This is a genomic window from Halopolyspora algeriensis (assembly GCF_003337235.1).
Lineage (GTDB): Bacteria > Actinomycetota > Actinomycetes > Mycobacteriales > Pseudonocardiaceae > Haloactinomyces > Haloactinomyces algeriensis.
This window is the reverse complement of sequence record NZ_QPJC01000001.1, coordinates 663,993-688,914: the sequence shown is the minus strand read 5'-3', so window position 1 is coordinate 688,914 and position 24,922 is coordinate 663,993. Positions and strand designations below refer to the sequence as shown.

Below are 24,922 nucleotides of genomic sequence, written 5' to 3'. Positions count from 1 at the left end.
CTGCGATGCTTGGGGTGTGACTGCGGATTCGGAGCGCTCGGGCGACGAAGCGCAGCCGCCTCTGCGGCTGACCCTGTGTGCGCTGGAAGAACCGTTGGCCGCAGCCTGGCACGACATTGCCGCCGGCCGTGACGGCATCACCACGCACCAGGGGTCGGTGCTGGATGTGCAGGCCGATGCGGTGGTCAGCCCCGCCAACTCGTACGGGTGGATGCGAGGCGGTGTCGATGCGGTCTACGCACGCACCTTCCCCGACCTCGAAGAACACGTGCGCAGCGCCGTGCTCGCCTATCACGGCGGCGAACTGCCCGTCGGTGAAGCCCTGCTGGTGCCGACCGGAGCGCCGAGGCCCGCGTGGCTGATCAGCGCACCGACCATGCGGGAACCGGGCGAGCAACTTCCCGGCGACACCGTGCACCCGTATCTCGCGGCGCGGGCCATGCTGCGCCTGTGGGCCGGCGCCGCCCTGGACAACGGCACCCCTGTACGGCATGTGGTGCGCTCCATCGCCATGCCCGGGCTGGGCACCGGTATCGGTGGCGTCTCACCGCAGCTGTGCGCCCGGCAGGTCGCCGCGGCGTGGGACGAGGTGTTCGCCCACGCCCCTCCCCGGTGAATCCCCGTCCGGCGGACACCACCCGTCCGGATCAGCCGGAGTGTCCGGGCCTTCGTTTCACGAACGGGCAAGTTGGGGACGCATTGAGTAATGTCGTCCACATTCGCCTGTCTTGAGGAGGTCCACTGATGCTCATTCGACGTTTGGCCCGTCCCATGCTCGCCTCGATCTTCATCTACGGCGGTATCGGGGCCCTGCGCGACACGGAAGGCCATGCGAAGGCCGCCACGCCGTGGTTGGACAAGACCGTGGGGCAGGTGAAGGACTCGGTACCCGAGCAGGTCCCGACGGACCCGGAAACCCTCGTCAAGGTCGACGGGGCGGTGAAGGTCGGGGCCGGGGCGATGCTGGCTCTGGGCAAGTTCCCCCGGTTGTCGGCACTGCTGCTCACCGGCAGCCTGACCGCGACCACGCTCTCCCAGCACGCCTACTGGGAGTACGAGGACGCCGAGCAGCGCGCCATGCAGCAGACCCAGTTCATCAAGAACCTCAGCCTGCTGGGCGGGCTGCTGATCGCGTCGGTGGACACGGCGGGCAAGCCCTCCGTGGGGTACCGCGCGCGCTACGGGGCCCAGCGGCTCACCGACCAGGCCCAGCTCGCGGGTCAGCTCTCGAGCAAGCAGGCCCAGAAGGCCCAGAAGAAGGCTCAGAAGCAGGGCATGAAGCAAGGCGCGAAGACCGCGAAGACGAAGAAGGAGCGGGCGAAGACCGGCTGAGGCGCGGTGTCCCACCGGCCCCCTCGCCGACCCCGCAGCACACTCCGGCTCGTAACGTGGGAGACGTGCCGGTACGTGTACTGCTCGTCGACGATCACGAGGTCGTCCGTCGTGGCCTGCGGGATCTGCTGGACACCGAGGAGGACGTGCGGGTCGTCGCCGAGGCGGGCGGTGTCGACGAAGCACTCGTGCGTGCCCGAGCCACCGAGCCGAACGTCGCCGTGGTGGACATGCGTCTGCCCGACGGGGACGGGCTCCAGTTGTGCAGGCAACTGCGCGAGCTGCCGTCGGCACCGCACTGCCTCGTGCTCACGGCGTTCGACGACGAGCAGGCACTGGTCGGGGCGATCAACGCCGGGGCGTCCGGCTACCTGCTCAAACAGGTGCGGGGTCAGGACCTCGTCAACGCGGTGCGCGAGGTGGCGGCAGGGCGCTCCCTGCTCGACCCGGTGACCACCCGGCGCGTGCTGGACCGGTTGCGCGAATCGACCAGCCGGCGCGAGGACGAACTGGCCGAGCTCACCGACCAGGAACGGCGGGTCCTGGAGCTCATCGGGGAGGGCCTGAGCAACCGGCAGATCGCCGAGCGGTTGTTCCTCGCCGAGAAAACCGTGAAGAACTACGTCACCGCGGTGCTGGCCAAGCTCGGCATGGAGCGGCGGACGCAGGCAGCAGCCTGGGTCGCCCGCCGCCAGGGTTGATGAATATTTGACGGCTTGCGTAGGTGCTTGCTGAACCGCCGCCCCATTTGGCGCCTTGCTGCGTTGAAGGCCACATCAGGTAGCGACCTTCCGACATCCGTCTCAATTCAGGACAGGGGGACTTCCCAGGTGACGGTGCTACCGCTGTCCGGGGAGGAGTGCACCGTGCACCGCCCCCCCGAGGCCGTCGCCCGCTCCTCCATGTTGCGCAGACCACGCTTGCTCACGTCCCGGGGAATGCCGCAGCCGTCGTCGATCACCTGCAGCACCAGAGCGGACTCCGAGCGGCGAACCCGGACCAGCACCGTCTGCGCGCCCGAGTGCCGCACCACGTTCGACAGGGCCTCGCGCAGCGCGGCCCGCGCGTGATCAGCCACCGCCACGGGAACATCACCGAGATCACCGTGTATCTCCAGCTTCGGCGGGCGCCCCAGCAGCTCCCCGGCGGTGCGTACCTCGGAACGCATCGAGTCGGCCAGGTCCGGTACCTGCTCCGCGGTCTCCGGATCGGACGACCTCAACGCATGCACGGTCGCGCGCACCTCGGCGATCGTCTGATCGATCTGATCCATCGTCTCGGCCAGGCGTGCCGCGTCGGCCTCGTCCAGCCGGCCGGACAATCGCCGGTCCAGCACGTCGAGCTGGACACCCGCTCCGTACAGGCGCTGCACGATGACGTCGTGCAGGTCGCGGGCGATGCGCTCGCGCTCCTGGTAGACGGCGATGCGCTGGCGCGCGGTCGAACCTTCGGCCAGGACCAGGGCCAGCCCCGCCTGCGCGGCGAACGAGGTGAGCACGTCCACCGCCACGCGGGTGAACGAGCTCGCTCCCCGCCGCCGGTAGACGGCCAGCGCGCCGAGGCGGCGCTCGCGGGTCCCGAAGGGAGCCACGGCGAACGGGCCGTAAACCCGCAGGGCCGATGGCACGTAAGGGGCGGTCAACGGGTCGTCGATGAGATCGTCGACGACCGCGGGCACGCCGCTGCGGGCGACGCGCGCGGCGGCCGAGCGCGGCGAGAGCACCGAGCCGACGGGATCGTCGAGCGGCCCCGGGGAGGTCGGACCGCCGTAGGAGGCCTCCACGGTGAGGTGGCCGTCGTCGGCGCTGACCATGACCAGCCCGAGATCGGACTCGGTGAGTGCGGCGGCGCGCCGCACCACCAGCGGGAGGACGGCGTCGGGATCCTCACCGGACAAGGCGGCCTTGGTGATCTCGGTCGACGCCGCGAGCATACGCCGGGCGAGTGCGGAATCCATGACATACACGAGGCTATAGCTCCACGGGCACATGGGACGGTTCGCGCCGGGAAAGACGGCGAATGTCACAACCGGTGACCGCCGTTTCGCGTTCGGGCATCAGCGGTGCCCGGTTTCGTGCGGCACCGCAGCGGCCTCCTCCGACTTCTCCGAGCGGACGACACCGACCTCGCCGTCTTCGACATGCAGGACGATGTCGGCGTGGACGGTCTCCGACCAGCGGTGGGTCACGTGCACCACCGTCCGGCCGCGCAGTTCGCGGTGCAGTCGCGCCAGCAGCTCCTCGGACGTGGCCACATCCAGATGTGCGGTGGGTTCGTCGAGCAGCACGAGCCCGTCCTCACCGCCGAGCAGCGCCCGCGCCAGCGCCACCCGCTGCGCCTCCCCACCCGACAGTGCCGTGCCACCCGTACCGATCCGGGCGTCCAGGCGAGCACCCCAGTCCGCCAGCCCGGCCAGACGCAGGGCCTCGGCAAGCCGGGTGTCCGTGGCCGCGGGGTCGGCCAGGCGCAGGTTCTCCCGGATCGTGGTGGACACCAGCTGCGGTTCCTGCGGGCACCAGGTGACCCGCCGCGGGGCACGCACCTCGCCGCGCCGCGGCTGCAGGAACCCCAGCAGCAGCGCCAGCATCGTCGACTTGCCGCCCCCCGAAGGACCGACGACGGCCACGTGCGCACCTTCCGGCAGGTGCACCGACACATCGCGCAGAGCCGGCTGCCGCGTCCCGGGCCAGTACGCGTCCACGGCGTCGAGCATCACGCCACCGGCCGATTCCTCGTCGGTCGAACCGTCGCCTGCCGGAGCATCCCCGGAAGGAGCACCGCCGTGCCCCGGTTCCGCTTCCACCGCCAACAGCGGGGCGAGACGCCTCTGCGCTGCGCGCAGGGAGCGCCACTGCTGTGCCGCCGCGGGCAACTCCGCGACGGCTTCCGCCGCTGCGAGCGGCACCAGGGCCAACAGCGGGGCGAGCTCGGGGGCGAGACGGCCGGCTGCCACCGCACCGGCTGCCAGCCACACCGCCCCGAGCACGGCGATGCCGACGGCAAGGATGATGACGGCGGTGGCAGCGCCCGAACCCGCGGCCGCACGGCGCGCTCGAGCCGCCAGGCGGGCGTCGGCCTCGGCCAGTTCCGCACGCTGTGTCTCCCCGGCACCGAAGGCGAGCAGTTCGGCCGAGGCGTCGAGGAGTCCGAGGACCCGGGCACCGACGATCCGGCGCCCTTCGGAGACGGCCGCCGTCGCGCGGCGCTCGACCACGACCGCGACAGCGGGTCCGGCGGTGCCCGCGACAAGCAACGAGGCCGCCAGCAGCAGACCCGCCGAGGGCAGCACAGCGGTCTGCAGCGCAACAGCGCAGGCCGCCACGACCACTCCCACCAGCGGCGGTGTGAGCACGCGGGGGACGAGATCGCGGATGGTGTCCGCATCGTCGACAAGCCGGGCAACACCGTCCCCCCGTCGCAGGCCGGCGGTCCGCACCGGCCCCCAGCGCACGAGTGCGTCCCACAGACGTCGCCGGAGATCGCCGGCGAGCCGGAAGGCGGCGTCGTGGGTCAGGAGGCGTTCGAGGTAGCGCAGCACCGCACGCGAGAGCGCGAAGGTGCGCACGCCGACGACGGCGGCCGTCAGCGTCAGGACCGGCGGCTGCTGTGCGGCGCGCGCGATCAGCCACGCGGATGTGGCGGTGAGGGCGAGGCCGGACAGCAGCGACAGCGCACCGAGCAGGACACCACCGAGGGAACGGGGGGTGATCAGGTCGCGGATTCGTCCCCGTGCTCGCGGGAAATCGATCTCCGGCCCGAGTGCCGCCTGTGCCGCCGGTTCGGGTTCCACGGCCTGCTCGCCGGGCCGGTGACTGGCCAGGACCACGGTTGCGCCGGCCTCGGCGGCTCGCCGGATCGCGGCGTTGACCTTCCCGGCAGTCGCGGCGTCGAGGTGTGCGGTCGGTTCGTCGAGCAGCAGCAGCCGCGCATGTCCGCGCAGCCGCAGCAGCGCCCGCGCCACCGCAACGCGCTGACGCTCCCCGGTGGACAGTTGGTCGATCCTGCGCTCGAGCAGGTGTGCTGCCGCTGCCTCGGTCAGCGCCGCTGTCCGAGCGGAGGTGGTGCCGTCCGGCTGGTCGGTTGCGGCCAGGGCGAGTTCCTCGGCGACCGTGCCACCGGTGAACGCGGGGCGCTGCGGCACCCAGGCGATCCGCTGCCGCCATTGCGCGGGATCGAGCTCGGCCACATCGGTGCCGCCGTAGGACAGGTTCCCCGCCTCCGGAGTGACGAATCCGAGCAGCGCGGCGAACGTGGTCGACTTGCCGCTGCCGCTGGGGCCGATCCCGTCGAACCCGTCCAGGTGCAGGACCTCGCCGGGGCGCGCGGTGAAGCTCACCCCGTCGGGGGCATGGCCACGACGCCGGGACACCCGCAGGCCCTCCACGCGGAGGGCACCACCACCGACACGTTCGGAGTGAACGGAACTTTCGTTACTTCTAGCCGGGCGAAAGTTCCGTTCACTCCGAATCATCTCGTCGACGCGGCGTACGGCTTCGATCCCGTCCTCACTGGCGTGGTGCGCGGCACCGGCCGCGCGCAGCGGCTGATAGCACTCGGGGGCCAGCACGAGCACCAGCAGGCCGGTCGCCAGATCGAGATCACCGGAAACGAGTCGCAGCCCGATACCGACCGCGACCAACGCGACCGACAGCGACGCGAAGAACTCCAGCACCAGCGCGGACAGGAACGCGATGCGCAGCGTCGACACCGTGCTCCTGCGGTGCTGCTCACTGACACGGCGCACCGCCTCTCCCTGCGCCTGCGCACGCCCGAACGCGGCCAGTACCGGCAGCGCGCGGATGAGTTCCAGCACATGCCCGGACAAGCGTTGCATCGCGTCGGCGGCCCGCGCGGTGCGGCTCTCGGTGAACCGCCCGACCAGCCAGGCGAACACCGGGATCAGCGGGACGGTGATGACGATGAGCAGCGCGGACGTCCAGTCCGAGTACAGAATCCACACACCCACCACCGGTGGCACGATCGCCGCGGTGACCAGGGCGGGCAGATACTTCGTGAAGTAGGCGTCCAGCGAGTCGAGGCCCTTGGTCGCCAGCGCCGTGAGCTCGGCAGGACCGCGCTCGTGGATCCACTCGGGCCCGCACCGCAGCGCCGAGTCGAGCAGCAGCGCACGCAGTTCCTCCTTCGCCCCGGCGGCCGCCCGGGCGGACACCCCCTCGGTGGCCCACCCGAGCACGGCCCGCGCCACGATCGCCCCGGTGAGCACGAGCAACTGCTCGGACACCGCGGCGGGGCCGACACCACGCACGACCACGGCGGCCAGCGCGTCGGCCAGTGACCACGCCTGCACGATCAGCGCGAGAGCCCTGGCCACCGCCAGCAGTCCCGACAACCACAGCGCGCGCCGCGCGGACGGCGACAGGTGTGGCAGTGCTCCCAGCGGAGTTCGTGACATCGATGCCCTCATGCGCCGGTCGGTGCGTGTACCGGTGGGATGTGTGCGGTGCCGATGCGCTTGCGAAACACCCAGTACGTCCACCCCTGGTAGGCCAGCACCCCCGGAAGGCCGAACGCCGCGACCCAGGTGACCACCGTCAGGGTGTAGTCACTGACGGCGGCCTCGGAGATCGACAGCGACCACGCCGGGTTCAGCGTGGACGGCAGCACGTTCGGCCACAGCGCCCCGAACAGCGCGACCACCACGCCCGCAAGCGCGATGCCCTGCAGCACGAATGCCTGGCCGTCGCGCCACATCGCCTGACGTGCCAGCCCCGCCAGCGCGGTGACCACCGCGATCACCAGTGGTATCCACGTCCACGGCGAGCCCTCGGTGAGCTGTGCGACCAGCAGCAGCAGCACGACCGGCAACAGCAGCGGCAGCCCGAACCTCAGGGCGAATCGCCGGGCGCGTTCGCGCACATCACCCGTGGTCTTGAGGGCGAGGAAGGCGGCCCCGTGCAGGAACGAAAAGCCCCACACCGCCAGCGCGCCGATGACGGTCGGCCCCGTCAGGATGACCAGCGGGCCGCCGACACGGTCGCCGTTGGCGTTCAACGGCAGGCCGAACACGGTCGCCGACAGCACCAGGCCGACCATCATCGGCGAGACCCACGAGGCGACCACGATGACGGCGTCCCAGACCTGCCGCCAGCGCGGGTCGTCCACCTTGCCCCGGTACTCGAAGGCCACACCTCGGCCGATCAGCATCAACAGCAGAAGCAGAAACGGCAGGTACGCGGTACTCAGCAGGGAGGCGTACCAGCCGGGGAACGCTGCGAACATGGAACCGCCCGCGACGATCAACCACACCTCGTTGCCGTCCCACACCGGCCCGATCGTGTTGATCAGCACGCGGCGCTGCTTCTCGTCCCGGCCGAGGATCGGCAGCAGCATGCCGACACCGAAATCGAACCCCTCCAGGAACAGGTAACCCAGCCACAGGAAGGCGATGACGCAGAACCAGAACAGGGACAGATCCATCAGTTCCTCATCAGAGGGTCGCGGGCCGACTTGTGATCATTCGATGCTCGCTAATACGCGAAGGACAGGACGTCATCGGACTGCTTCCCCTCGGAGCCCTCGTCCTCGTCGTCGCCTTCCGGCGGATGCGCGGGCATCACGGCTTCCACCCCGCCTCGTACGAAGCGGACCATCAGGAAGACCTCGACGACGGCCAGCACGCCGTAGACAGCGGTCAGTGCGATCACCGACGTGAGCATCTCCCCTGCCGACACCCCCGAGGACACCGCCTGGGCGGTGAACATCCACACGCCGTCCACCCCGGACGGATTCGGGTTGGGCACGACGACGAACGGCTGGCGGCCCATCTCGGTGAAGATCCAGCCGAAGACGTTGGCCAGGAACGGTGTGGCGATACTCGCCAGCGCCACCGGCCCCACCCAGCGCCCCTTCGGGAACCGGCCGCGGCGGGTGAACCACAACACCCCGGCGGCCGCGGCAGCGGCAACGGAACCGAAGCCGATCATGAACCGGAAACCCCAGTAGGTGACGGGCAGGTTCGGGGTGTAGTCGATCGGTTCCCCGGCGAGCTCGCCGAGCCGGGGATCATCCGGGTAGTGGGTGCCGTACTTCTCCCGGTACTCGGGCAGCAGTTCCTGCACGCCCTTGACCTCGCTGGTGACGTCGCCATTGGCGAGATAGGACAGCAGGTAGGGCACGGTGACGCTCTTGACGCTCTCGCAGTCGGGGCGGCCGACATCGCCGTAGGCGAAGACCGAGAAACCGGCGGGTTGCTCGGTGTGGCACAACGCCTCGGCGGAGGCCATCTTCATGGGCTGCTGGGAGAACATCAGCTTGGCCTGAACGTCACCGGAGACCGCCAGTCCGGCGAAGGCCACGACGCCGACCCAGGCACCCAGGCGCATCGAGGCGTGCCAGAGCCCGCGGTCCTCGTTGTCCACAGCGGACTCCCGGTGGTGCCGGGCGATCTTCCAGGCGGCGATGCCGACCAGGAAAGCACCGGCCACGGCGAAGCAGCCGAAGAGCGTGTGCGGGAGCGCCGCCAGCACGGTGCTGTTGGTGAGCAGCGCCCAGACCGAGGTCAACTGCGGCTTGCCGTCGACCATCTCGATGCCGACCGGGTGCTGCATCCACGAGTTCGCGGCCAGAATGAAATACGCCGAGAACACAGTGGCCAGGGAAAAGGCCCAGACGCAGGCCAGGTGCACGCCCTTGGACAACCGATCCCAGCCGAAGATCCACAGGCCCAGGAAGGTCGACTCGACGAAGAAGGCCACGATGCCTTCCATCGCCAGCATGGAACCGAAGACGTCCCCGACGAACCGGGAGTACTCGCTCCAGGCCATCCCGAACTGGAACTCCTGGACGATGCCGGTCACCACGCCCATCGCGAAGTTGACCAGCATGAGCTTGCCCCAGAACTTGGTCATCTTCAGGTAGCGGGGATTGCCGGTGCGATACCACGCCGTCTGCATCCCGGCGACCAGGATCGCCAGTCCGATCGTCAACGGCACCATCAGGAAGTGGTAGACCGTGGTGATCCCGAACTGCCATCGGGCGATGTCGAGCACGTCCACGGGATTCACGGTGCCCGCGTGGGCCGCCGGTCCCGTAGAGCCGAGCGTCCTGTTGCCGCCGGACACAGGTCCCGTTCGGCCGGGGACCTTCGTCCCGCGTGCCGGAATCCGCCCCCGGAGCGAGCCGCGTGAACACCGCCACCCGGATCGCCAGTTGTATCAGGTGAAATCCCGGCACGGAAGGGCCGTGCGTGGCCTCGGCACCGGAAGGTGGCCTCGACGAGGCGGTCGCCTCAGCGCAGGGCCTCGGCCACGGTGGCGCTCGTCTCCAGTACGAGAGGGCCGACCTCGTCCGGGGACAGCGGTTCCATCGTGATGACACCGACGCTGGCACGCAGTCCCGGCACACCACGCACCGGAGCCGCCAAGCTGTAGGTACCGTGCTGCAACTCGCCGGTGGCGGCAACCCACTGCGGCCCGCCCTCCGGCAGGTCGACCGCTCGCCCCGCGGCACCGCGATGCACCGGATGGCGGGTCCCGGCCCGGTACGACACGTGATAGCTCGTCCACGACGGCTCGACGACGGCGATGGCCTGGGCCTCGTTGCCGTCGGCGACGGTGAGGTGCACGGTGGCACCGACCCGCTCGGCCAACTCCCGCAATGCGGGCAGCGAGGCGGACCGCAACTGCGGCAACACCCGCCCGGCCAGCCACAGCACCCCCAGCCCCAGGCGCACCTTGGAACCTTCCCGGCGCACCAGGCCGCGAGCCTGCAGCGGCCCCAGCAGGCGGTACACGGCCGCGCGACTGACACCGACGGACGTGGCCAGATCGCTGATCGTGGGTGCTGCACTGTCGGCACCGGCGATGGCCTGCAGCAGGTTGAGTCCCCGCTCCAGCGTCAGGGAACTCTCCTTGGCCTGCGGGGGCTCCGCCGGGCCCGGGGGCCGGTTCGCCGGAGGCTGGGCTGTCCGGTCGGCATGCTCACCTCGATGCACTCGAGCCGAGCGGCCCGATCGCGATGGCCGGCCGGGCCCGGGGACGTGTCCGCTCACCAGATCACCTCCGAGCCGCGGGCAGGATCGTGCCCGTCACTTCACCGAGCCCGATCACCGTCCCCTCCGGGCCGGGAGCGCTCCCGGCCAGTGTCACCCGATCGCCGTCCTGCAGGAAGGTGCGTTGCTCACCGTCGTCCAGGGTGAGCGGCTCCGTACCGCCCCACGTCAGCTCCAGCAGGCACCCTCGCTGTCCGGGCTCCGGCCCGGACACCGTGCCCGAGGCGAACAGATCGCCCGGACGCACGGTGGAACCGTTGACCGTCATGTGCGCGAGCTGCTGGGCGGGCGACCACGCCATCTCGGCGAACGGCGGCCGGGACACGACGGTGTCGTTGCACTGCACTTCCAACCGCAGGTCCAGCCCCCACGGCTCGGACTCGACGAGGTAGTCCTGCAACGCCTGCTCGGGCTCGGGTACGGACACGCGCGCGCTGTCGAGCGCCTCCAGCGGGGTGATCCAACCTGCGACCGAGGTGGCGAACGACTTGGCCAGGAACGGCCCGAGCGGCTGGCTCTCCCACGCCTGAACGTCCCGCGCCGACCAGTCGTTGACCAACGCGACGCCGAAGACGTGCTCACCGATCTCGGCGGTGGGCACCGCCGAGGCCTGCTCGCCGCCACAGACGAATCCCACCTCGGCCTCGAAGTCCAGTCGCCGTGTCGGCCCGAACACGGGACGCGAGTCGCCGGAAACCTTGCGCTGACCGCAGGGACGCTCGATGTCGGTACCGGAGACCACCACGGTCCCGGAACGACCGTGATAGCCGATCGGCAGGTGCGTCCAGTTCGGCGGCAACGACGCGGAACCGCCCCGGAGGATGCTGCCGACGTTTTCCGCATGGTGCCGCGACGAGTAGAAGTCGACGTAGTCGGCCACGGTGAACGGCAGCATCAGCGTGTGCCAGTCCGCGCGCAGGAGTTCGGCTCCCGCGGGAGCGCGGTCGGCCGTGACGATGTCGATCAGCCGCTCCCGCAACTCCCGCCACGCCCGGCTGCCCGCAGCCAGCAGTGGGTCCAGGCAGGTGCCGTCGACCAGGCTCGCCAAGCGCGGCCCGAGAGCCTCGGCGATACCGCGCAGCGGGAGCGCGTGCCTGCCCACGCGGACCGCCACGGCCGGCCCGGAGGAGGTGCCCAGGACGCCATAGGGCAGTGTTTGCGGGCCGAACGGTTTGCCCGTCGCGAACTCCGGGTCGTCGATCCAGCTCACAGGAGTTCCAGTTCGTTGAGTTCGGTCACGGGACCATCGAGGGAGCTGGAGCCGTACGTGCCGAACACGCTGCGCACGGCATTGGCGGCCTCCTTCGACAGCGAGCGTGCTTCCTTGGCCAATGCCGCCGAGTCGGTGCTGGCCAGCGCCTCGTGTATGTCCTGCCCGGACAGCGAGCGCGCGGTGGCGACCAGCAGATTGAGAAACCCGTGGTGCGGAAACCCGGTTTCCGGGTCGGTGTGGCGAACCGCCCTGGGCATGCCCGAGGTGGTCTTGAACGGTACGTCCAGCGTGCTGACCACGGTCAGGAAGTCGGCGACGACATCGACACCGGGGAAGGATTCGTAGGTCTGGCCGCCTGCTCGCAGTTTCGGTGAGCACCCGTGTTCGGCGACCCGGCGGACACCGTCCAGCCATCCCTCGCCACGTCGGGGCTCGACGACCCGCACCACGTCCTCGGGGACGAACTCGGAAACCCGTTCCAGCCACACGTCGTCGACGTCCGAGGGGGCGGGCATCTCCACCCGCTCCAGAGCCAGCAACTCCTGCCGATCCTCGATGATCGACAGTGCCTTGGGAACTCCACCGAGTCCGTTGTCACACACCAGCGACAGCGGCACCGGCCGGTCCGGCTTCGCCTTGGCCAGCTCGGTGATCAACTCTGCCAACCGGGACGCCTGGCACAGCAACGGCCCCAGCATCCCGGAGTACTCCCCCGCGCGCGCACGGAGATGACTGTCGACCGCTTCCGGAACCGCAGCGTTGTGCGGGTGGAACAACGAGGCGTCGTCGATCAGCCGGGCGAACAGGGGTGGGATGCCACGCGGACCGGGCGCGCGGAGTTCAACAGCACTTGACACGGCAGACACGCTAATGCCGTACCGGCCAGTGAACAAAGGTGCCCGAAAAGCGCACACCCGTCGGGGTGAGTCGCCGGGCGCCTCGAGGGTATTCCCGCCGCGCCACGGCGGCACCGTGGCCGTCGGACACATCCTCGACACCACCGGCACCGCGATCGGATGCGCCGAGCGGCCCCCACCCCGACCGGTCCATGCTCCGAACGGGTCGGCTGCACCCTCGGCCGTAACTCCGATGGCGGCCTTCGCCTGTCCGCGGCGGCTGGTATGAAGAGATCCGCGTGACGATTTCCCCTCCGCGACCGTGCAAGTTAGGCTTGCCTAATCAGGAGGTGAGCAATGGGCGAGACGACGACCCGCCGCCCCGCGGCGCCGAGCCCGGCCGAACGTGCCCGGACCATCGCCATGCGGGTCGGCCGTGCCGCCCTGCTGCCGTCGAGCGACACGTCGACACGGATCCAGCCACTGCTGCACCACGTGCATCCCGACGGCACGGCCACCGTGCTGCTGGCCGATGAACACCCCCTCGTCGGTGCCGCCTGGCAGGCCCCTCGTGGCGAGCTCGGCGCGATGCTGGAGGTCACCGATCCCACACCGGTGCGGCTGCGCGAACCGGTGCGGGGACTGCTGTGGCTGAGCGGGTGGCTGCGCGTCCCCGAGGCGGCGCACGCGCACGCCGATGTTCTCGCGGTCGCCGAGCAGCGGCCCGACCCGCGCCTGCTCGACGCGGGCCACGGGGCGACCGTGCTGCGCCTGGAGCCGGCCTCGCTCGTACTGGCCGACTCCGAGAACACCTGCCCGATACTTCCCGAGGAATTCACCGCAGCGAGCGCGGACCCGTTCTGCCTCCAGGAGGACGAGTGGCTGCGGCACCTGGAACTGTCACACCGCGACGTCGTCGGGTCGCTCACCCGGCACCTGCCGGATCAGCTACGGGGCGGGCACGTACGCCCGCTCGGGTTGGATCGGTACGGGATCCGGCTGCGGGTGGAATCCGTCGACGGCGACCACGACGTGCGGCTGGCCTTCTCCCGTCCCGTCGCCGACGCCGAGCACCTCGGTCGCGAACTGCAACGCCTCCTCGGTTGCCCCTTCCTGGCCGCTCAACGCCGGCAGTGAGGTCGCGCGACAATCGTGTCGTCACCGCCGCACCACGCTCGGCAGGTAGCGTGCTGCGGCGTGAGCACGCCCTCGCACACGCGGCGCACCGGCCTGCACGCGTGGCTGGTTCCCGCTCGGCCCGACGCGCCCGCCACCGTCACCGACCCCGGCGAACGCCGAGCACTGATCGTCGAACTGGTCATCGTCTTCACCGTCACCCTCGGGGCGGCAGCCCTGCAGAGCCTGCTGTCCCTGCTCGACGCGCTGCTGCGCACCACCCCCCTCGCCGAGCAGAGCGCGGGGATCAACGCTCCGCAGGCCCACCTCGGCCTGCTGGATCTCATGCAGCAACTCGCGGGAGCGGCACACCTGTTCGCCTGGGGAGCGCTCGGCGCCTACCTGCTGTGGCGCGGCGGGATCGCACTGGCCCGCATCGGGCTCGACCGCACTCGCCCGCTCCGGGATCTCGCCGGGGGTGTGGGGCTGGCCGCGCTGATCGGCATCCCGGGGCTGGGGTTGTACCTCGTGGCGCATGCACTGGGCCTGAACCTGACCGTACAGCCGTCCACCCTGGACGATACGTGGTGGCGGGCACCGGTCCTGGTGCTGGCGGCTTTCGGCAATTCCGTGGCCGAGGAAGTCCTCGTCGTCGGCTACCTGCTGACCCGGCTGCGCCAGCTCGGTGCCTCGGAGAATCGCGCGCTGTGGCTCTCGGCTCTCCTGCGCGGTTCCTACCACCTCTACCAGGGTTTCGGCGGGTTCGTCGGCAATGTCGTGATGGGCCTGGTCTACGGCCGGATCTGGCAACGCACCAACCGGCTGTGGGCGTTGATCATCGGGCACGGGCTGATCGACGTGGTGGCTTTCCTCGGCTATGCACTGTTGCGCGACCAGGCGTCGTGGCTGCCCTGATCGCACAGCCGATGCAACGAATCGCTCGAATACCGCCATATATCGTTAATATTCTTTCGAATATGCGGAGCAATACGGCCGATTCCGCTCATGACGACTAGGCTTTCACGTCGTGAGCACACCACACGTGGCCAGTGAAGTCGGCCCGCTGCACACCGTTCTGCTGCACCGTCCGGGCACTGAACTGAAGCGGCTCACGCCGCGCAACAGCGACCAGTTGCTGTTCGACGCGATCCCGTGGGTCGACCGCGCGCAGGACGAGCACGACGCATTCACCGATCTCCTGCGCAGTCGGGGTGTCGAGGTCCTGCTGCTGCACGAACTACTGGCCGAGGCACTCGACGATCCGCGCGCCCGGGCGGCGGCGACGCACAGCGGCGTGGACGAGCGCAGGCTCGGCACCGAGATCGCCGACACCCTGCGCTCTCATCTATACAGTGTGGACAACGATACCCTGGCCCGAACCCTGATCGCCGGGATGACGTTCGAGGAACTGCCCGCCGCCGAGGGGCAGTCCCTGGTGCGGCGCATGCACCACGCACACGACTTCGTCATCGACCCGCTGCCGAACCTGCTGTTCACCCGCGACTCCTCGGTGTGGGTGGGTGACCGGGTGGCCATCACGGCACTGGCGATGCCCGCGCGGCGCCGCGAGTCCGCGCTGACCGATCTCGTCTACGCCTACCACCCGAGGTTCTCGCGCACTGCCCGCGCCTACGGTGCGCACTCGGCACCGGTCGAAGGTGGTGACGTGCTGCAGCTCGCACCCGGCGTCGCCGCGATCGGTGTCGGCGAGCGCACCAGCCCGGCCGGCGCCGAATCGCTCGCCCGCTCGATGTTCGCCGACGACCTCGCCCACACCGTGCTCGCGGTGCCGATCGCGCAGACACGCGCCTCGATGCACCTGGACACCGTCTGCACGATGGTCGACCGCGACACCGTGGTGATGTATCCGGCGGTGCAGGACACGCTGACGGCGTACTCGCTGCAGCCCGCCGGCGACGACATCAAGGTCTCGGGACCGGAACCGTTCCTGGAATCCGCCGCCGAAGCGATGGGCATCGACCGCATCCGCGTCATCGACACCGGCCTCGACCCGGTCACCGCCGAACGCGAGCAGTGGGAGGACGGCAACAACACCCTCGCCGTGTCTCCGGGCGTGGTCGTGGCCTACGAGCGCAACGTCGAAACCAACGCCCGCCTGGAGGAAGCGGGCATCGAGGTGCTGCGCATCCGCGGCTCCGAACTCGGCTCCGGCCGCGGTGGGCCCCGCTGCATGTCCTCGCCGATCGCCCGCGGAGCCCTGTAGCGCACGGAGTGAACGGAACTTTCACTCCTGCAGAAGGAACGAAAGTTCCGTTCACCCTTCCCGGGACGGACTCGCGACCCTTCCCGGACGAGGGATCCGACAGTGCCGGCCGCGAGTCCGCTTCCGGTGCCGATGCGACCGCACCGGAAACCGTGGGGCGGTGGCAGACCTTCCGCGTCACCGACTACCCGCCCGCGGTGCTGCGCCACAACTCGCGCGTGACCTCGAGGGTGTCCCGGTAACGCCGGTACCCCGCATCGTAGTGATCGCGAACCCGAGGATTCGGGGTGACACGGCGATTGACCCCGGTCCATTCCTGGACGTCGACGGAATCCCCCAGCGCCCGCGCGGCCGTGATCGCCGCACCCCGCGCACCCATCCCCGGGTCGTCCGGGATGTGCAGGGTGCGCCCGAGGATGTCGGCGAAGACCTGGGCCCAGGGCTGTGAGCGGGTTCCGCCACCACAGGCCACGAGCCGGCCTTCCAGCCCCGCGGCGTCGAAGCAGTGCCGTGCGGCGTAGGCCACGCTCTCGCAGACCGCCCGCACCACATCGCTTCGAGTGGTGCCGAGTCGAACACCACTGAGCTGACCGCTCGCACGAGGGTCGACGAACGGGGCACGCTCACCTCCGGGCGCCAGGAAGGGCAGTGCCGAGACGTTGTGCGCGCCGGGAGGGCTCTCGTCCAGCAGGGCACCGAGGTCGGCGATGGTCAGACCGAACAGGTCGAGGATCCAGTCGAGGCCTGCCGTGCCGACCATGGCGGGCATGCCGTGCAACAGCCGGTTCTCGTCCGGGGTGCACAGCCACATTCCCGAGGGTTCGGCGTGCTCGCGCGTCGCGTTCACGTCGGTGAGTACCTGGCAGGCCAGCGTGGTTCCGACGGTGAGCAGGCCATCCCCCGGCTGCTGGATTCCGCCGCCGATGGCGCAGGCGGGCAGGTCGAACGGTCCCGCGGTCACCGGCAGGCCGCTCGGAAGATCGAGCAGTTCGGCGCCGGTGGCATCGAGCTGGAACAGTTGGCGGGGTTGGGCCGGTTTGGGCAGCAGCCGCTGATGGTCGGTCAGACCACAGGCCGCGAGTGCTTCCTGGTCGTAGCAGCGGGTACCGGCGTTGAGGAACGGGACCGATGCATCGGAGGCATCCACGCTGATCTCACCGGTGAGCACGTGCAATACCGAGTCCACGCAGTAGCCGGCGACCACGGCCTGTTCGAGGGAGGCGGGTTCGGTATCGCGCAGGTACGCCAGCAGCGGTGCCTGCGCACCGGGGAAGAGACCGTTGCCGGTGCGCTCATAGACCCGGTGACTGATCCCGGTGTCCTGCCACTGCTCGACGAGTCCCGCCGCGCGGCCGTCCATCCACGAAATGGGCGGGCGCACGGGACGGCCGTCGGCATCGCGCAGCCACAGTCCGTCCCCCTGGCCGGTCAGAGCCACCGCACGGGGGCGCTGCGCGGTGCGCGCGTTCACGTCCCGGACCACGGTGGCCACAGTGGACACGACGTCGTCGAGGTCCTGCTCCACACGACCGTCCGGGTAGTGGACCAGACGGGACTGCTCGCCGGCCTCGGCCAGGATCGTGCCGTGTTCGTCGAAGCAGGCGGCCTTGGTCAGCGAGGTACCGATATCGACAGCGATGATCATGGCTGGTCCTCGGGATCGGGAAGTGCGGACTGTCGCGAAAGGGAGTGAACGGAACTTTCACCCGCGTAGAAGTGACGAAAGTTCCGTTCACCCGGTTCGGGGGTTGGCCATGTGTGCCAGTGGTTCCCCTCGGGCGAACCGTCCGACCTCGGCCGCCACGATGTCGGCGGCCCGGTGCGCGGTCTGACGGGTCGCCCCGGCCAGGTGCGGAGTGGTGATGACATTGGGTGCCTGGTGCAGCGCCCAGTCCGGCGGCGGGGGCTCGATGTCGTAAACGTCGAGGGCCAGTGCGCCGAGGCGACCACTGCGCAGCATCTCGGGCAGTGGCGCGTAGTCGAGCAGCCCGCCCCGCGCGGTATTGACGAGCACGGCTCCGTGCGGAAGCAGCGCGAGTGTGTCGGCGTTGAGCAGCTGCTTGGTTTCCGGAGTCAGCCGGGCGTGCAAGCTCACCACGGTGCTGCGCGGAAGCAGCTCCTCCAGGGGGAGCAGCTCGACGCCCTCGCGCGCCAGCTCGTCGGGATCGGCGTAGGGATCCGAGACCAGCACGGTGGCCCCGAAGGCACGCAGCACGCGAGCCACGATGCGGCCGATGGCGCCGTAGCCGACCAGCCCGACGGTGGTGCCGTCGAGCTCGACCCCTGCCTCGGGATAGGCGTAGAGGTCACCGCGCCACCGGCCGTGTTTGAGTTCGGCGTCCGAGGCCGGGATGCGGCGCAGTGCCGCGAGCATCATCCCGATCGCGTACTCGGCGGCCGCGGCGGCGTTACGCCCCGGCGCGTAGGTGACCGCGACTCCGGCCCGGGTGGCGGCTGCCAGGTCCACGTTGACGGGCCCGCCACGGCACACCGCGACCAGTTCCAGCTCGGGGGCCGCGGCGAAGACACGCTCGGTGAACGGCGCCATCTGGGTGACGCACGCGCGAGCAGCACCGAGGGCTGCGATGAGTTGCTCTTCGGTACCGCTGGCCTCCTCGACGCCACCGACAGGGCCGAAGGGCTCGACCGGCCAGGGCAGTTCGAGCGTGGTGATCTCGGGAGCGTCCAGTTCACGACGCAGGGCCGCATCGAGCAGACCGGGGCCGACGAAATGGTCGCCTGCTGCCAGAACGCGCACGGTGGGTTCCTCCTTCAGCGACCGGAGGCCGCAGATGTCGAGTGGTGGTGCTCGTAGTCGGTGATGTAGGCCACCTTGGCAGCACTCGCCGAAGTGGGGTCGAAGGTGTATCCGATCCACTCGGTGACCAGGCGTTTGGCCAGCTCGGGGCCGATGACGCGGGATCCCATGGTCAGGATCTGGCAATCGTTGGACTTGATGGAGCGCTCCACCGAGTAGGAGTCGTGCGCGACGGTGGCGCGCACCCCGTCGACCTTGTTCGCCGAGATGCACATACCGATTCCGGTGCCGCAGATCAGCACTCCCCGCTCCGCCTCACCGCGCGCGATCGCCTCGGCGGCGGTCAGCGCCAGACGGGGATAGGCACGATCGTCGGCTTCGTCGGGCACGCCGAAGTCCAGCACATCGGCAACGCGGTGGTCCCCGCCGAGCAGTTCGGCAAGGCTGTTCTTGAGCCGCACACCCGCGTTGTCGGCCGCGACGGCCACTGTCAGACCGGTCATGTCAACCCTCCTTGTCGGGATTCCGTCGACGGCTCCGCCGCACAGGCGCCGCCGGTCAGCGCTTCACCGAACGCAGTGAGCATCAGGGCGAGCGAAGTGGCGCCGGGATCGGGTGTGCCCAGGTCACGAGCGCCGAGCCGGGAGGCCCGTCCGCGAGCGGAGACGAGCTCGGCCGTGGCCTCGGCGGCCTTGGTGGCCTCCAGTGCGGCCACGGACACCGCCGGGACGACGTCGGCTCCGGAGTGCGCCTGTTCGGTCAGCGTGTCGCGGAACGGCTCCAGGGCATCCAGCAGCGTCTTGTCCCCCCGCTGCGCACCCCCGAGTTCGGCCACGGCGCCGCAGGCACTGCGGACGGCGTCGGCGAGCAGGGTCGTGTCGACCGACGAGCCCTCGCGGAGGCGCAGACCCGCACCGGTCTCACCGAGCAGCGCACCGTAGAGCGCACCGGAGGCACCGCCTGCGGCATCGGCCAGGGCGGTTCCCGCCGACAGCAGCGCATCACCGACGGAGCGCGCGTCGCCGGAGTGGCTTCCCGCTCGGTCGGCGGCGTCGACGGCAGCACGCAGACCGCGCACGATGCCCTGGCCGTGGTCACCGTCTCCGGCCACCGCATCGAGGCGGCCGAGCTCCTCCTCCTGCCCGGACACGCGATCGAGCGCGGCCACCAGCAGGGCGTGCACCACACCGCCGTGACGGGCCTCGTCCGGGACGCCCTCGCTGCGATACGGCGCTTCACGGGTTTCGTTCTCCCCGGAGACCTGCGGGATCAGCGCACGAAAGCCCGGTGTCGCACAGCCCGCGTCGTAGAGTTCTGCGAGCTCGTCGTCGAGGACCATCAGCGACAGCGACAGACCCGCCATGTCCAGCGAGGTGACGAACTCGCCCACCTCGGGACGGTGCGGTCGCAATCCGGCGCTGCGCAGGCGGCGCTCGATCTCGGGATAGCAGGCGAACAGCTCCTCGTACTTCGTGCGGCCCAGGCCGTTGAGCAGCACCGCCACGCGATCGGCACCGTCCGGCAGCTGCGGCAGCAACGTGTCCACGAGTTCGGCGGCCAGTTCCTGCGCGCTCATCCGGTCCACCGTGCGCGCGCCGGGCTCACCGTGGATGCCCAGTCCGAGCTCGACCCGGCCGGGCTCCACCGTGAACAGCGGATCGACCTGCCCCGGCAGCGTGCAGCCGCCGAAAGCGGCACCGTAGGTGCGGGTCCGGACATTGGCCTTGGACGCCAGGGCGGCCACGGTGTCGAGGTCGTCACCGCGCTCGGCCGCCGCGCCCGCGACCTTGAACACGAAGAAGTCGCCCGCCACGCCCCGGCGCGCCTCGGTGTTGTCGGCGGTCCCGCTGGCGACGTCGTCGGTGACCAGCACGGTACGGCTGTCGATGCCCTCGGCGGCCAGCCTGCGCGCGGCCAGACCGAAGTGCATCACATCGCCGGAGTAGTTGCCGTAGCTGAACAGCACCCCGGCACCGCCGTCGGCCGCGCGGGCGGTGCGATAGACCTGCTCCGCACTCGGGCTGGTGAACACGTCGCCGATCACGGCGGCATCGGCGAGGCCCGGCCCCACCAGACCGGCGAACGCCGGGTAGTGCCCGCAGCCACCACCGATGATCACCGAGACCTTGCCCGGACGGGGCGCATGACGCCCGACGACGCCGTAGGCTCCGGGCACCTTGCGCACAGTGCGGCCGTAGGCGGTCACGAAACCGTCCAGCCAGGCGCTCTTGAACGAGGCGGCATCGACGAGACCGGTCATCACGCACCCTCACTTTCGGTGGTTCGATCGCCGAAGCAGGCCAGCAGCGTGTGGCGCACGTGCTGCAACGAGGTCGCCACGACCCTGGCCGCGGCGATGGCGTCGGGCTTCGGCGGATAACCGACGCTGGGAATGGCGACCACGGCCATCCCGGCGGCGTGGGCCGCGCGGATGCCGTTGCCGGAGTCCTCGACCGCCGCACATTCGTCGCCGGTCACTCCCAGCCGGCCCGCCGCCTCGACATAGACGTCCGGGCTCGGCTTGCCACGGGGCACTTCGGCACTGGAGACGGTGGCCGTGAACCGGTCGGACAGGTCGTGACCTGCCAGCACGGCGTCGATCAGCCGCCGCGGCGCCGAGGAGGCCAGCGCGATCGGGACCACGGAACCGACGTCGACGACCATCTCGCGGGCGCCGTCGAGCAGTTCGATCTCACCGTTCCGCAGGGCGGCGACCATCTCGTCGACCACGGCCCGTTCGACCTCGTCGGCCGGTTCCGGTGAGTCGCACACGCGCCGGAGGTAGTCCGACCACTCGGGGGAGCTCATCCCCTGCACGGTCGCCGTGTCCTCGGCACTCCACTCGTGCCCGTGGCGCTCGGCGTAGCGGGTCCACATGCGCTCCCAGAGATGCTCGCTCTCCACCAGCACCCCGTCCATGTCGAATACCACCGCGCGCAGCGCCTCTCCTGGCTTGGCGAGCGGTTCCGCGGGCTTGCCGACCGTCATTGACACCCCGTCCTTTCACGAAGTTGTTGTTAAATTAACAGCATACAGTTTAACTGTCCAGGATTCCGAGACGCGGCCATACCCAACCGCCCGATCTGCCCACCGCATGGCCGTATGCTGCGCAGGAATGCGAGAACCGGACTCGCCGCCATACCGGCAGCGGCGGGAATATGACCACGAAAAGCGTGCGCAATGAGCGGGACATCGAAGGGGGCGCGCTCACGGGAGCAGCGCCAGCAACGGATCGTCGACCACGTGCTGAACCAGGGCTCGGCCAGCGCATCCGAGCTCACCGAACTGGTGGGCGTGAGCCTGATGACCGTGCACCGGGACCTGGACGAGCTGGTGCGGCGCGGATTGCTGCGCAAGTTCCACGGCGGCGTCTCCGCGCAGCCCTCCACGGTGTTCGAGGGCAGCTCGGAGTACCGGATGGGCGCACAGCGGTCGCAGAAGGAGGCCATCGCCCGGACCGCGCTGACGCTGGTGGAGCCCGGCGGCTCGATCCTGCTGGACGACTCCACCTCGGCACTGGCGGTGGCACGCCTGCTGGCCGACATCGGCCCGCTGACCGTGGCGACGAATTACCTGCCCGCCATCGAGGTGCTCAAGCAGTTGCCCGAGGTGCACCTGATCTGCCTCGGCGGCAACTACTCGGCCACGCACGACTCCTTCCTGGGGCTGCCGTGCATCGAGGCCGTCGGCGCGCTGTCGGTGGACATGGCGTTCTTGTCCACCTCGGCGATGAACGCGACCATGACTTATCACCAGGAGCACGAGCTCGTCCAGGTCAAGCGGGCCATGCTGGCCGCGGCCGAGACCAACGTCCTGCTCATGGACTCCAGCAAGATGCCGCGCAAGGCCCTGCACCGGATGGCGCCGCTGTCGGACTACGACCGTCTCGTGATCGACGACGGTGCCGACGAGGAGCTCGTCGCCGCCGCGCGGGACGTCATTCCGACCATGATCGCCCCGATCGAATCGTGAATAACATCTTGCGAGTTAATATAACTGTGTGCATGATGCTGCGATAACACCGTGCGTGCCGCGCATCACAGGATCCCGATGAAAGATCCCACCAAGAGATCCCCGTGCAGCTCCGCCGGTGGCCCAGCACCTTCTCAGTCACTACGGAGGCGGGAGCCATGGCACAGCAGCCACCTGCACCAGACACCCCACAGGATGACGGCGTCCCGGAAGCGGGCCTGAACACCGATCAGGCGAGCGGACACCACCGCACGTGGCTGGAGCGCATCGGGATCCCCAAGCCCCTGTTCTGGGGATTCGTCGGAGTGTTGATCTTCATGATCGGCGACGGCGTGGAGATCACCTACCTCACCGACTACCTCAAGCGCCCCGACGGCGGCGGACTGCCCGGTTCCCAGGCGACCTTCGCCACCGTGACGATCTACGGCCTGGCGGTCATGATCGCCTCGTGGTTCTCCGGAACGCTGTCGTCGATCTGGGGGCCGCGACGGGTCATGTGGCTCGGCGCGGCCTGGTGGATCGTGTTCGAGGTCCTGTTCCTGTGGGTGGCCATCCCTTCGCAGAGCTTCGCGCTGATCGTGACGGTCTACGGCATCCGGGGCTTCGCCTACCCACTGTTCGCCTACGCCTTCCTCGTCTGGGCGCAGGTTGCCAGCCCGGTGGGCATGCGTGGCTCGGTCGCGGGCTGGTTCTGGTTCGTGTTCACCGGCGGGCTGCCCACACTGGGTGCGGCGGTGGCCGCGCTGGCGATCGGACCGCTGGGAATGAGCCTGCACGCCACACTGGTGCTGTCGCTGGTGCTGGTCGCCATCGGTGCGGCCATCGGCTGCTTCGGAGTCCGGGAACCGCACGGCACCCGACCCATCGCCGACGAGACCGTCGAAAACCCCACCAGCTTCAAACGCCTCTTCGAAGGTGTGGACATCCTCTGGCGCGACCGCAGAACCATCTCGGGCGGGCTGACACGGATCGTCAACACCGCCCCGGAGTTCGGCTTCTTCGCCATGTTCCCGTTCACTTTCGGACCCCAGGCCGTGGACGGTGGCTTCCTGACCGCCGCACAGGTGGCCGCACTCAGTTCCATCGCGTATGCGGCCAACATCGCCGCCAACCTGTTCTTCGGGGTCTTCGGCGACTACTTCGGCTGGCAGCGCACCGTGACCTGGTTCGGCTGCGTGGGTTGTGCGATCGCCACACCGCTGTGGTACTTCGCCTCGATCGCCTCGGGCAGCTTCGCGGTGGCCGCCGCACTGGGCATCGTCTACGGCATTCTGCTGGCCGGTTTCGTACCGCTGTCGGCACTGATGCCCTCGATGGTTCCGGGCAAGGACAAGGGATCCGCGCTGGCGGTGCTCAACTTCGGCGCGGGCGGTGCCGCCTTCCTCGGCCCCATCACGGTCTACGCGCTGTATCCCTTCGTCGGCGGCGGTGGCGTGGCGATCGCCTTCGGCCTCATGTACGTGCTCGTGGCGTTCCTGTCCACCACCGTGAAGGACCCCAGCGACCCCGGAGAGGCCAAGAAGACCCGGCCGGCCACGACCGCCGCACCGTCCCAGCCCGCGGTGGGATGACCCCCACCTCCTGCCGAAGAAGGTGCGGTCACCGCGGTCGATGGCCGCACCTGCACGACATCCCCGGTACGGCAACCAGAACAGGAGAACCACCTCATGAGCACCGACCCGTTCTCGCTGCACGGCACCACCGCTCTGGTCACCGGAGCCGGCCGGGGAATCGGCTTCCAGATCGCGCGGGCACTGAGCAACCAGGGCGCGCGCGTGGTCGTGGGCGAGATCGACCACGACAACGGTCCCCGGGCCGCCGAGGAGATCGACGGCGAGTTCGTGCCTCTCGACGTCACCGACTCCGGCCGGATCGCCGAAACCGTCGAGTACATCGTCTCGACGTACGGCGCTCTCGACGTCTCGGTGCACAACGCCGGAATGGTGCGCAACGAGCCCGCCGAGTCGATGAGTGACGAATCCTGGCGCGAGGTGCTGGGACTGAACCTGGACGCGGTCTTCTACTGCTGCCGGGAAACGGGCAAGGCCATGCTGCGGCAGGGATCGGGGTCGATCGTCAACATCGCCTCCATGTCCGGGATCATCTCGAATCACCCGCAGGCACAGGTTTCCTACAACGCCTCCAAGGCGGGCGTGATCACGCTGACCAAGTCCCTGGCCGGGGAGTGGGCCTCCCGGGGTGTGCGGGTCAACTCGATCTCCCCCGGATACATCGGCACGGATCTGCTCAAGCAGGTCGAGCAGACCCAGCCCGAATGGTTCGGGGCCTGGATGGAGCAGACTCCGATGGGGCGTGTCGGCGAACCTCACGAACTCGGGCCCCTGGCGGTGTTCCTGGCCTCGGAGGCCAGCAGCTTCATGACCGGGAGCAATGTTGTGGCAGATGGAGGGTTCACCTCCTGGTGAGCCTTCGAGAATGTGAGGGCCTCGCTGCGTTGGTG

21 protein-coding genes are annotated in these 24,922 nt (G+C 69.6%); 9 read left to right on the top strand and 12 right to left on the bottom strand.

Annotated features, from left to right (window positions below):
• The first annotated feature begins 16 nt into the window (after positions 1-16).
• The 3 genes from DFQ14_RS03275 to DFQ14_RS03265 all read left to right on the top strand — a co-directional run bounded on the left by DFQ14_RS03275 (position 17) and on the right by DFQ14_RS03265 (position 2,033).
• A complete protein-coding gene (locus DFQ14_RS03275) occupies positions 17-616 on the top strand; it encodes a macro domain-containing protein (RefSeq protein WP_114451459.1) in 600 nt (199 codons plus the stop codon).
• Between the two features lie 128 nt (positions 617-744).
• Entirely contained in the window at positions 745-1,332 is a 588-nt protein-coding gene (locus DFQ14_RS03270; RefSeq protein ID WP_114451458.1) for a DoxX family protein, read from the top strand.
• 65 nt (positions 1,333-1,397) lie between these two features.
• Positions 1,398-2,033, top strand: coding sequence for a response regulator (locus tag DFQ14_RS03265; RefSeq protein ID WP_114451457.1), 636 nt, complete (start codon positions 1,398-1,400; stop codon positions 2,031-2,033).
• A 107-nt stretch (positions 2,034-2,140) separates the two neighbouring features.
• On the opposite strand, the gene DFQ14_RS03260 is transcribed toward DFQ14_RS03265, so the two are convergent.
• From DFQ14_RS03260 to DFQ14_RS03230, 7 genes are all read right to left on the bottom strand, one after another.
• Positions 2,141-3,289, bottom strand: coding sequence for a GAF domain-containing sensor histidine kinase (locus DFQ14_RS03260; protein WP_114451456.1), 1,149 nt, complete (start codon positions 3,287-3,289; stop codon positions 2,141-2,143).
• Between the two features lie 99 nt (positions 3,290-3,388).
• Positions 3,389-6,745 (bottom strand): thiol reductant ABC exporter subunit CydD, encoded by a 3,357-nt coding sequence (gene cydD / locus DFQ14_RS03255; RefSeq protein ID WP_246195870.1) that lies wholly within the window; start codon positions 6,743-6,745, stop codon positions 3,389-3,391.
• A gap of 8 nt (positions 6,746-6,753) precedes the next feature.
• Positions 6,754-7,770: a cytochrome d ubiquinol oxidase subunit II gene (gene cydB, locus DFQ14_RS03250; protein WP_114451454.1), complete on the bottom strand. Its 1,017-nt coding sequence runs from the start codon at positions 7,768-7,770 to the stop codon at positions 6,754-6,756.
• A 50-nt stretch (positions 7,771-7,820) separates the two neighbouring features.
• A complete protein-coding gene (locus DFQ14_RS03245) occupies positions 7,821-9,347 on the bottom strand; it encodes a cytochrome ubiquinol oxidase subunit I (RefSeq protein WP_114451453.1) in 1,527 nt (508 codons plus the stop codon).
• Positions 9,348-9,580: 233 nt separating this feature from the next.
• Positions 9,581-10,285, bottom strand: coding sequence for an IclR family transcriptional regulator (locus DFQ14_RS03240; protein ID WP_114451452.1), 705 nt, complete (start codon positions 10,283-10,285; stop codon positions 9,581-9,583).
• Between the two features lie 61 nt (positions 10,286-10,346).
• Positions 10,347-11,552, bottom strand: coding sequence for a fumarylacetoacetase (gene fahA, locus DFQ14_RS03235; protein ID WP_114451451.1), 1,206 nt, complete (start codon positions 11,550-11,552; stop codon positions 10,347-10,349).
• On the bottom strand, positions 11,549-12,412 hold the full coding sequence (locus DFQ14_RS03230) for a hypothetical protein (RefSeq protein WP_114451450.1): 864 nt from the start codon (positions 12,410-12,412) through the stop codon (positions 11,549-11,551). Before DFQ14_RS03230 ends, fahA begins: the two co-directional genes overlap by 4 nt.
• A 336-nt stretch (positions 12,413-12,748) precedes the next feature.
• Here DFQ14_RS03230 and DFQ14_RS03225 point away from each other — a divergent pair, with 336 nt between their 5' ends.
• The 3 genes from DFQ14_RS03225 (at position 12,749) to DFQ14_RS03215 (ending at position 15,731) form a co-directional block, all read left to right on the top strand.
• On the top strand, positions 12,749-13,528 hold the full coding sequence (locus DFQ14_RS03225; protein ID WP_114451449.1) for a DUF2470 domain-containing protein: 780 nt from the start codon (positions 12,749-12,751) through the stop codon (positions 13,526-13,528).
• Positions 13,529-13,588: 60 nt separating this feature from the next.
• Positions 13,589-14,422, top strand: a complete 834-nt coding sequence (locus DFQ14_RS03220) for a CPBP family intramembrane glutamic endopeptidase (protein WP_114451448.1) — start codon at positions 13,589-13,591, stop codon at positions 14,420-14,422.
• Between the two features lie 127 nt (positions 14,423-14,549).
• On the top strand, positions 14,550-15,731 hold the full coding sequence (locus DFQ14_RS03215) for an arginine deiminase (protein WP_114451447.1): 1,182 nt from the start codon (positions 14,550-14,552) through the stop codon (positions 15,729-15,731).
• Between the two features lie 184 nt (positions 15,732-15,915).
• On the opposite strand, the gene DFQ14_RS03210 is transcribed toward DFQ14_RS03215, so the two are convergent.
• From DFQ14_RS03210 to DFQ14_RS03190, 5 genes are all read right to left on the bottom strand, one after another.
• Complete coding sequence (locus tag DFQ14_RS03210) at positions 15,916-17,376, bottom strand: FGGY-family carbohydrate kinase (protein ID WP_114451446.1); 1,461 nt, start codon at positions 17,374-17,376, stop codon at positions 15,916-15,918.
• Positions 17,377-17,463: 87 nt separating this feature from the next.
• Positions 17,464-18,489 carry a 2-hydroxyacid dehydrogenase gene (locus tag DFQ14_RS03205; RefSeq protein ID WP_114451445.1) on the bottom strand — a complete coding sequence of 342 codons (1,026 nt, stop codon included), beginning with the start codon at positions 18,487-18,489 and terminating at the stop codon, positions 17,464-17,466.
• Positions 18,490-18,503: 14 nt separating this feature from the next.
• Positions 18,504-18,983 (bottom strand): RpiB/LacA/LacB family sugar-phosphate isomerase, encoded by a 480-nt coding sequence (locus tag DFQ14_RS03200; RefSeq protein ID WP_114451592.1) that lies wholly within the window; start codon positions 18,981-18,983, stop codon positions 18,504-18,506.
• A gap of 5 nt (positions 18,984-18,988) precedes the next feature.
• The gene (locus tag DFQ14_RS03195; RefSeq protein WP_114451444.1) at positions 18,989-20,749 is read right to left on the bottom strand and encodes a dihydroxyacetone kinase family protein; all 1,761 of its coding nucleotides are present in this window, start codon (positions 20,747-20,749) and stop codon (positions 18,989-18,991) included.
• On the bottom strand, positions 20,749-21,477 hold the full coding sequence (locus DFQ14_RS03190; protein ID WP_114451443.1) for an HAD family hydrolase: 729 nt from the start codon (positions 21,475-21,477) through the stop codon (positions 20,749-20,751). Before DFQ14_RS03190 ends, DFQ14_RS03195 begins: the two co-directional genes overlap by 1 nt.
• 192 nt (positions 21,478-21,669) lie before the next feature.
• On the opposite strand from DFQ14_RS03190, the gene DFQ14_RS03185 reads away from it, so the two are divergent.
• From DFQ14_RS03185 to DFQ14_RS03175, 3 genes are all read left to right on the top strand, one after another.
• A complete protein-coding gene (locus DFQ14_RS03185; RefSeq protein WP_114451442.1) occupies positions 21,670-22,461 on the top strand; it encodes a DeoR/GlpR family DNA-binding transcription regulator in 792 nt (263 codons plus the stop codon).
• Between the two features lie 158 nt (positions 22,462-22,619).
• Positions 22,620-24,032 (top strand): MFS transporter, encoded by a 1,413-nt coding sequence (locus DFQ14_RS03180; RefSeq protein WP_114451441.1) that lies wholly within the window; start codon positions 22,620-22,622, stop codon positions 24,030-24,032.
• Positions 24,033-24,128: 96 nt separating this feature from the next.
• Positions 24,129-24,887: an SDR family NAD(P)-dependent oxidoreductase gene (locus DFQ14_RS03175; RefSeq protein WP_114451440.1), complete on the top strand. Its 759-nt coding sequence runs from the start codon at positions 24,129-24,131 to the stop codon at positions 24,885-24,887.
• Positions 24,888-24,922 lie beyond the last annotated feature (35 nt).

Coding starts and splice junctions, on each gene's coding strand:
- DFQ14_RS03270 (WP_114451458.1), top strand. CDS start 745: ATGCTCATTCGACGTTTGGCCCGTCCCATGCTCGCCTCGATCTTCATC.
- DFQ14_RS03260 (WP_114451456.1), bottom strand. CDS start 3,289: ATGGATTCCGCACTCGCCCGGCGTATGCTCGCGGCGTCGACCGAGATC.
- cydD (WP_246195870.1), bottom strand. CDS start 6,745: ATGTCACGAACTCCGCTGGGAGCACTGCCACACCTGTCGCCGTCCGCG.
- cydB (WP_114451454.1), bottom strand. CDS start 7,770: ATGGATCTGTCCCTGTTCTGGTTCTGCGTCATCGCCTTCCTGTGGCTG.
- DFQ14_RS03225 (WP_114451449.1), top strand. CDS start 12,749: ATGGGCGAGACGACGACCCGCCGCCCCGCGGCGCCGAGCCCGGCCGAA.
- DFQ14_RS03210 (WP_114451446.1), bottom strand. CDS start 17,376: ATGATCATCGCTGTCGATATCGGTACCTCGCTGACCAAGGCCGCCTGC.
- DFQ14_RS03195 (WP_114451444.1), bottom strand. CDS start 20,749: ATGACCGGTCTCGTCGATGCCGCCTCGTTCAAGAGCGCCTGGCTGGAC.
- DFQ14_RS03190 (WP_114451443.1), bottom strand. CDS start 21,477: ATGACGGTCGGCAAGCCCGCGGAACCGCTCGCCAAGCCAGGAGAGGCG.
- DFQ14_RS03185 (WP_114451442.1), top strand. CDS start 21,670: ATGAGCGGGACATCGAAGGGGGCGCGCTCACGGGAGCAGCGCCAGCAA.
- DFQ14_RS03180 (WP_114451441.1), top strand. CDS start 22,620: ATGGCACAGCAGCCACCTGCACCAGACACCCCACAGGATGACGGCGTC.
- DFQ14_RS03175 (WP_114451440.1), top strand. CDS start 24,129: ATGAGCACCGACCCGTTCTCGCTGCACGGCACCACCGCTCTGGTCACC.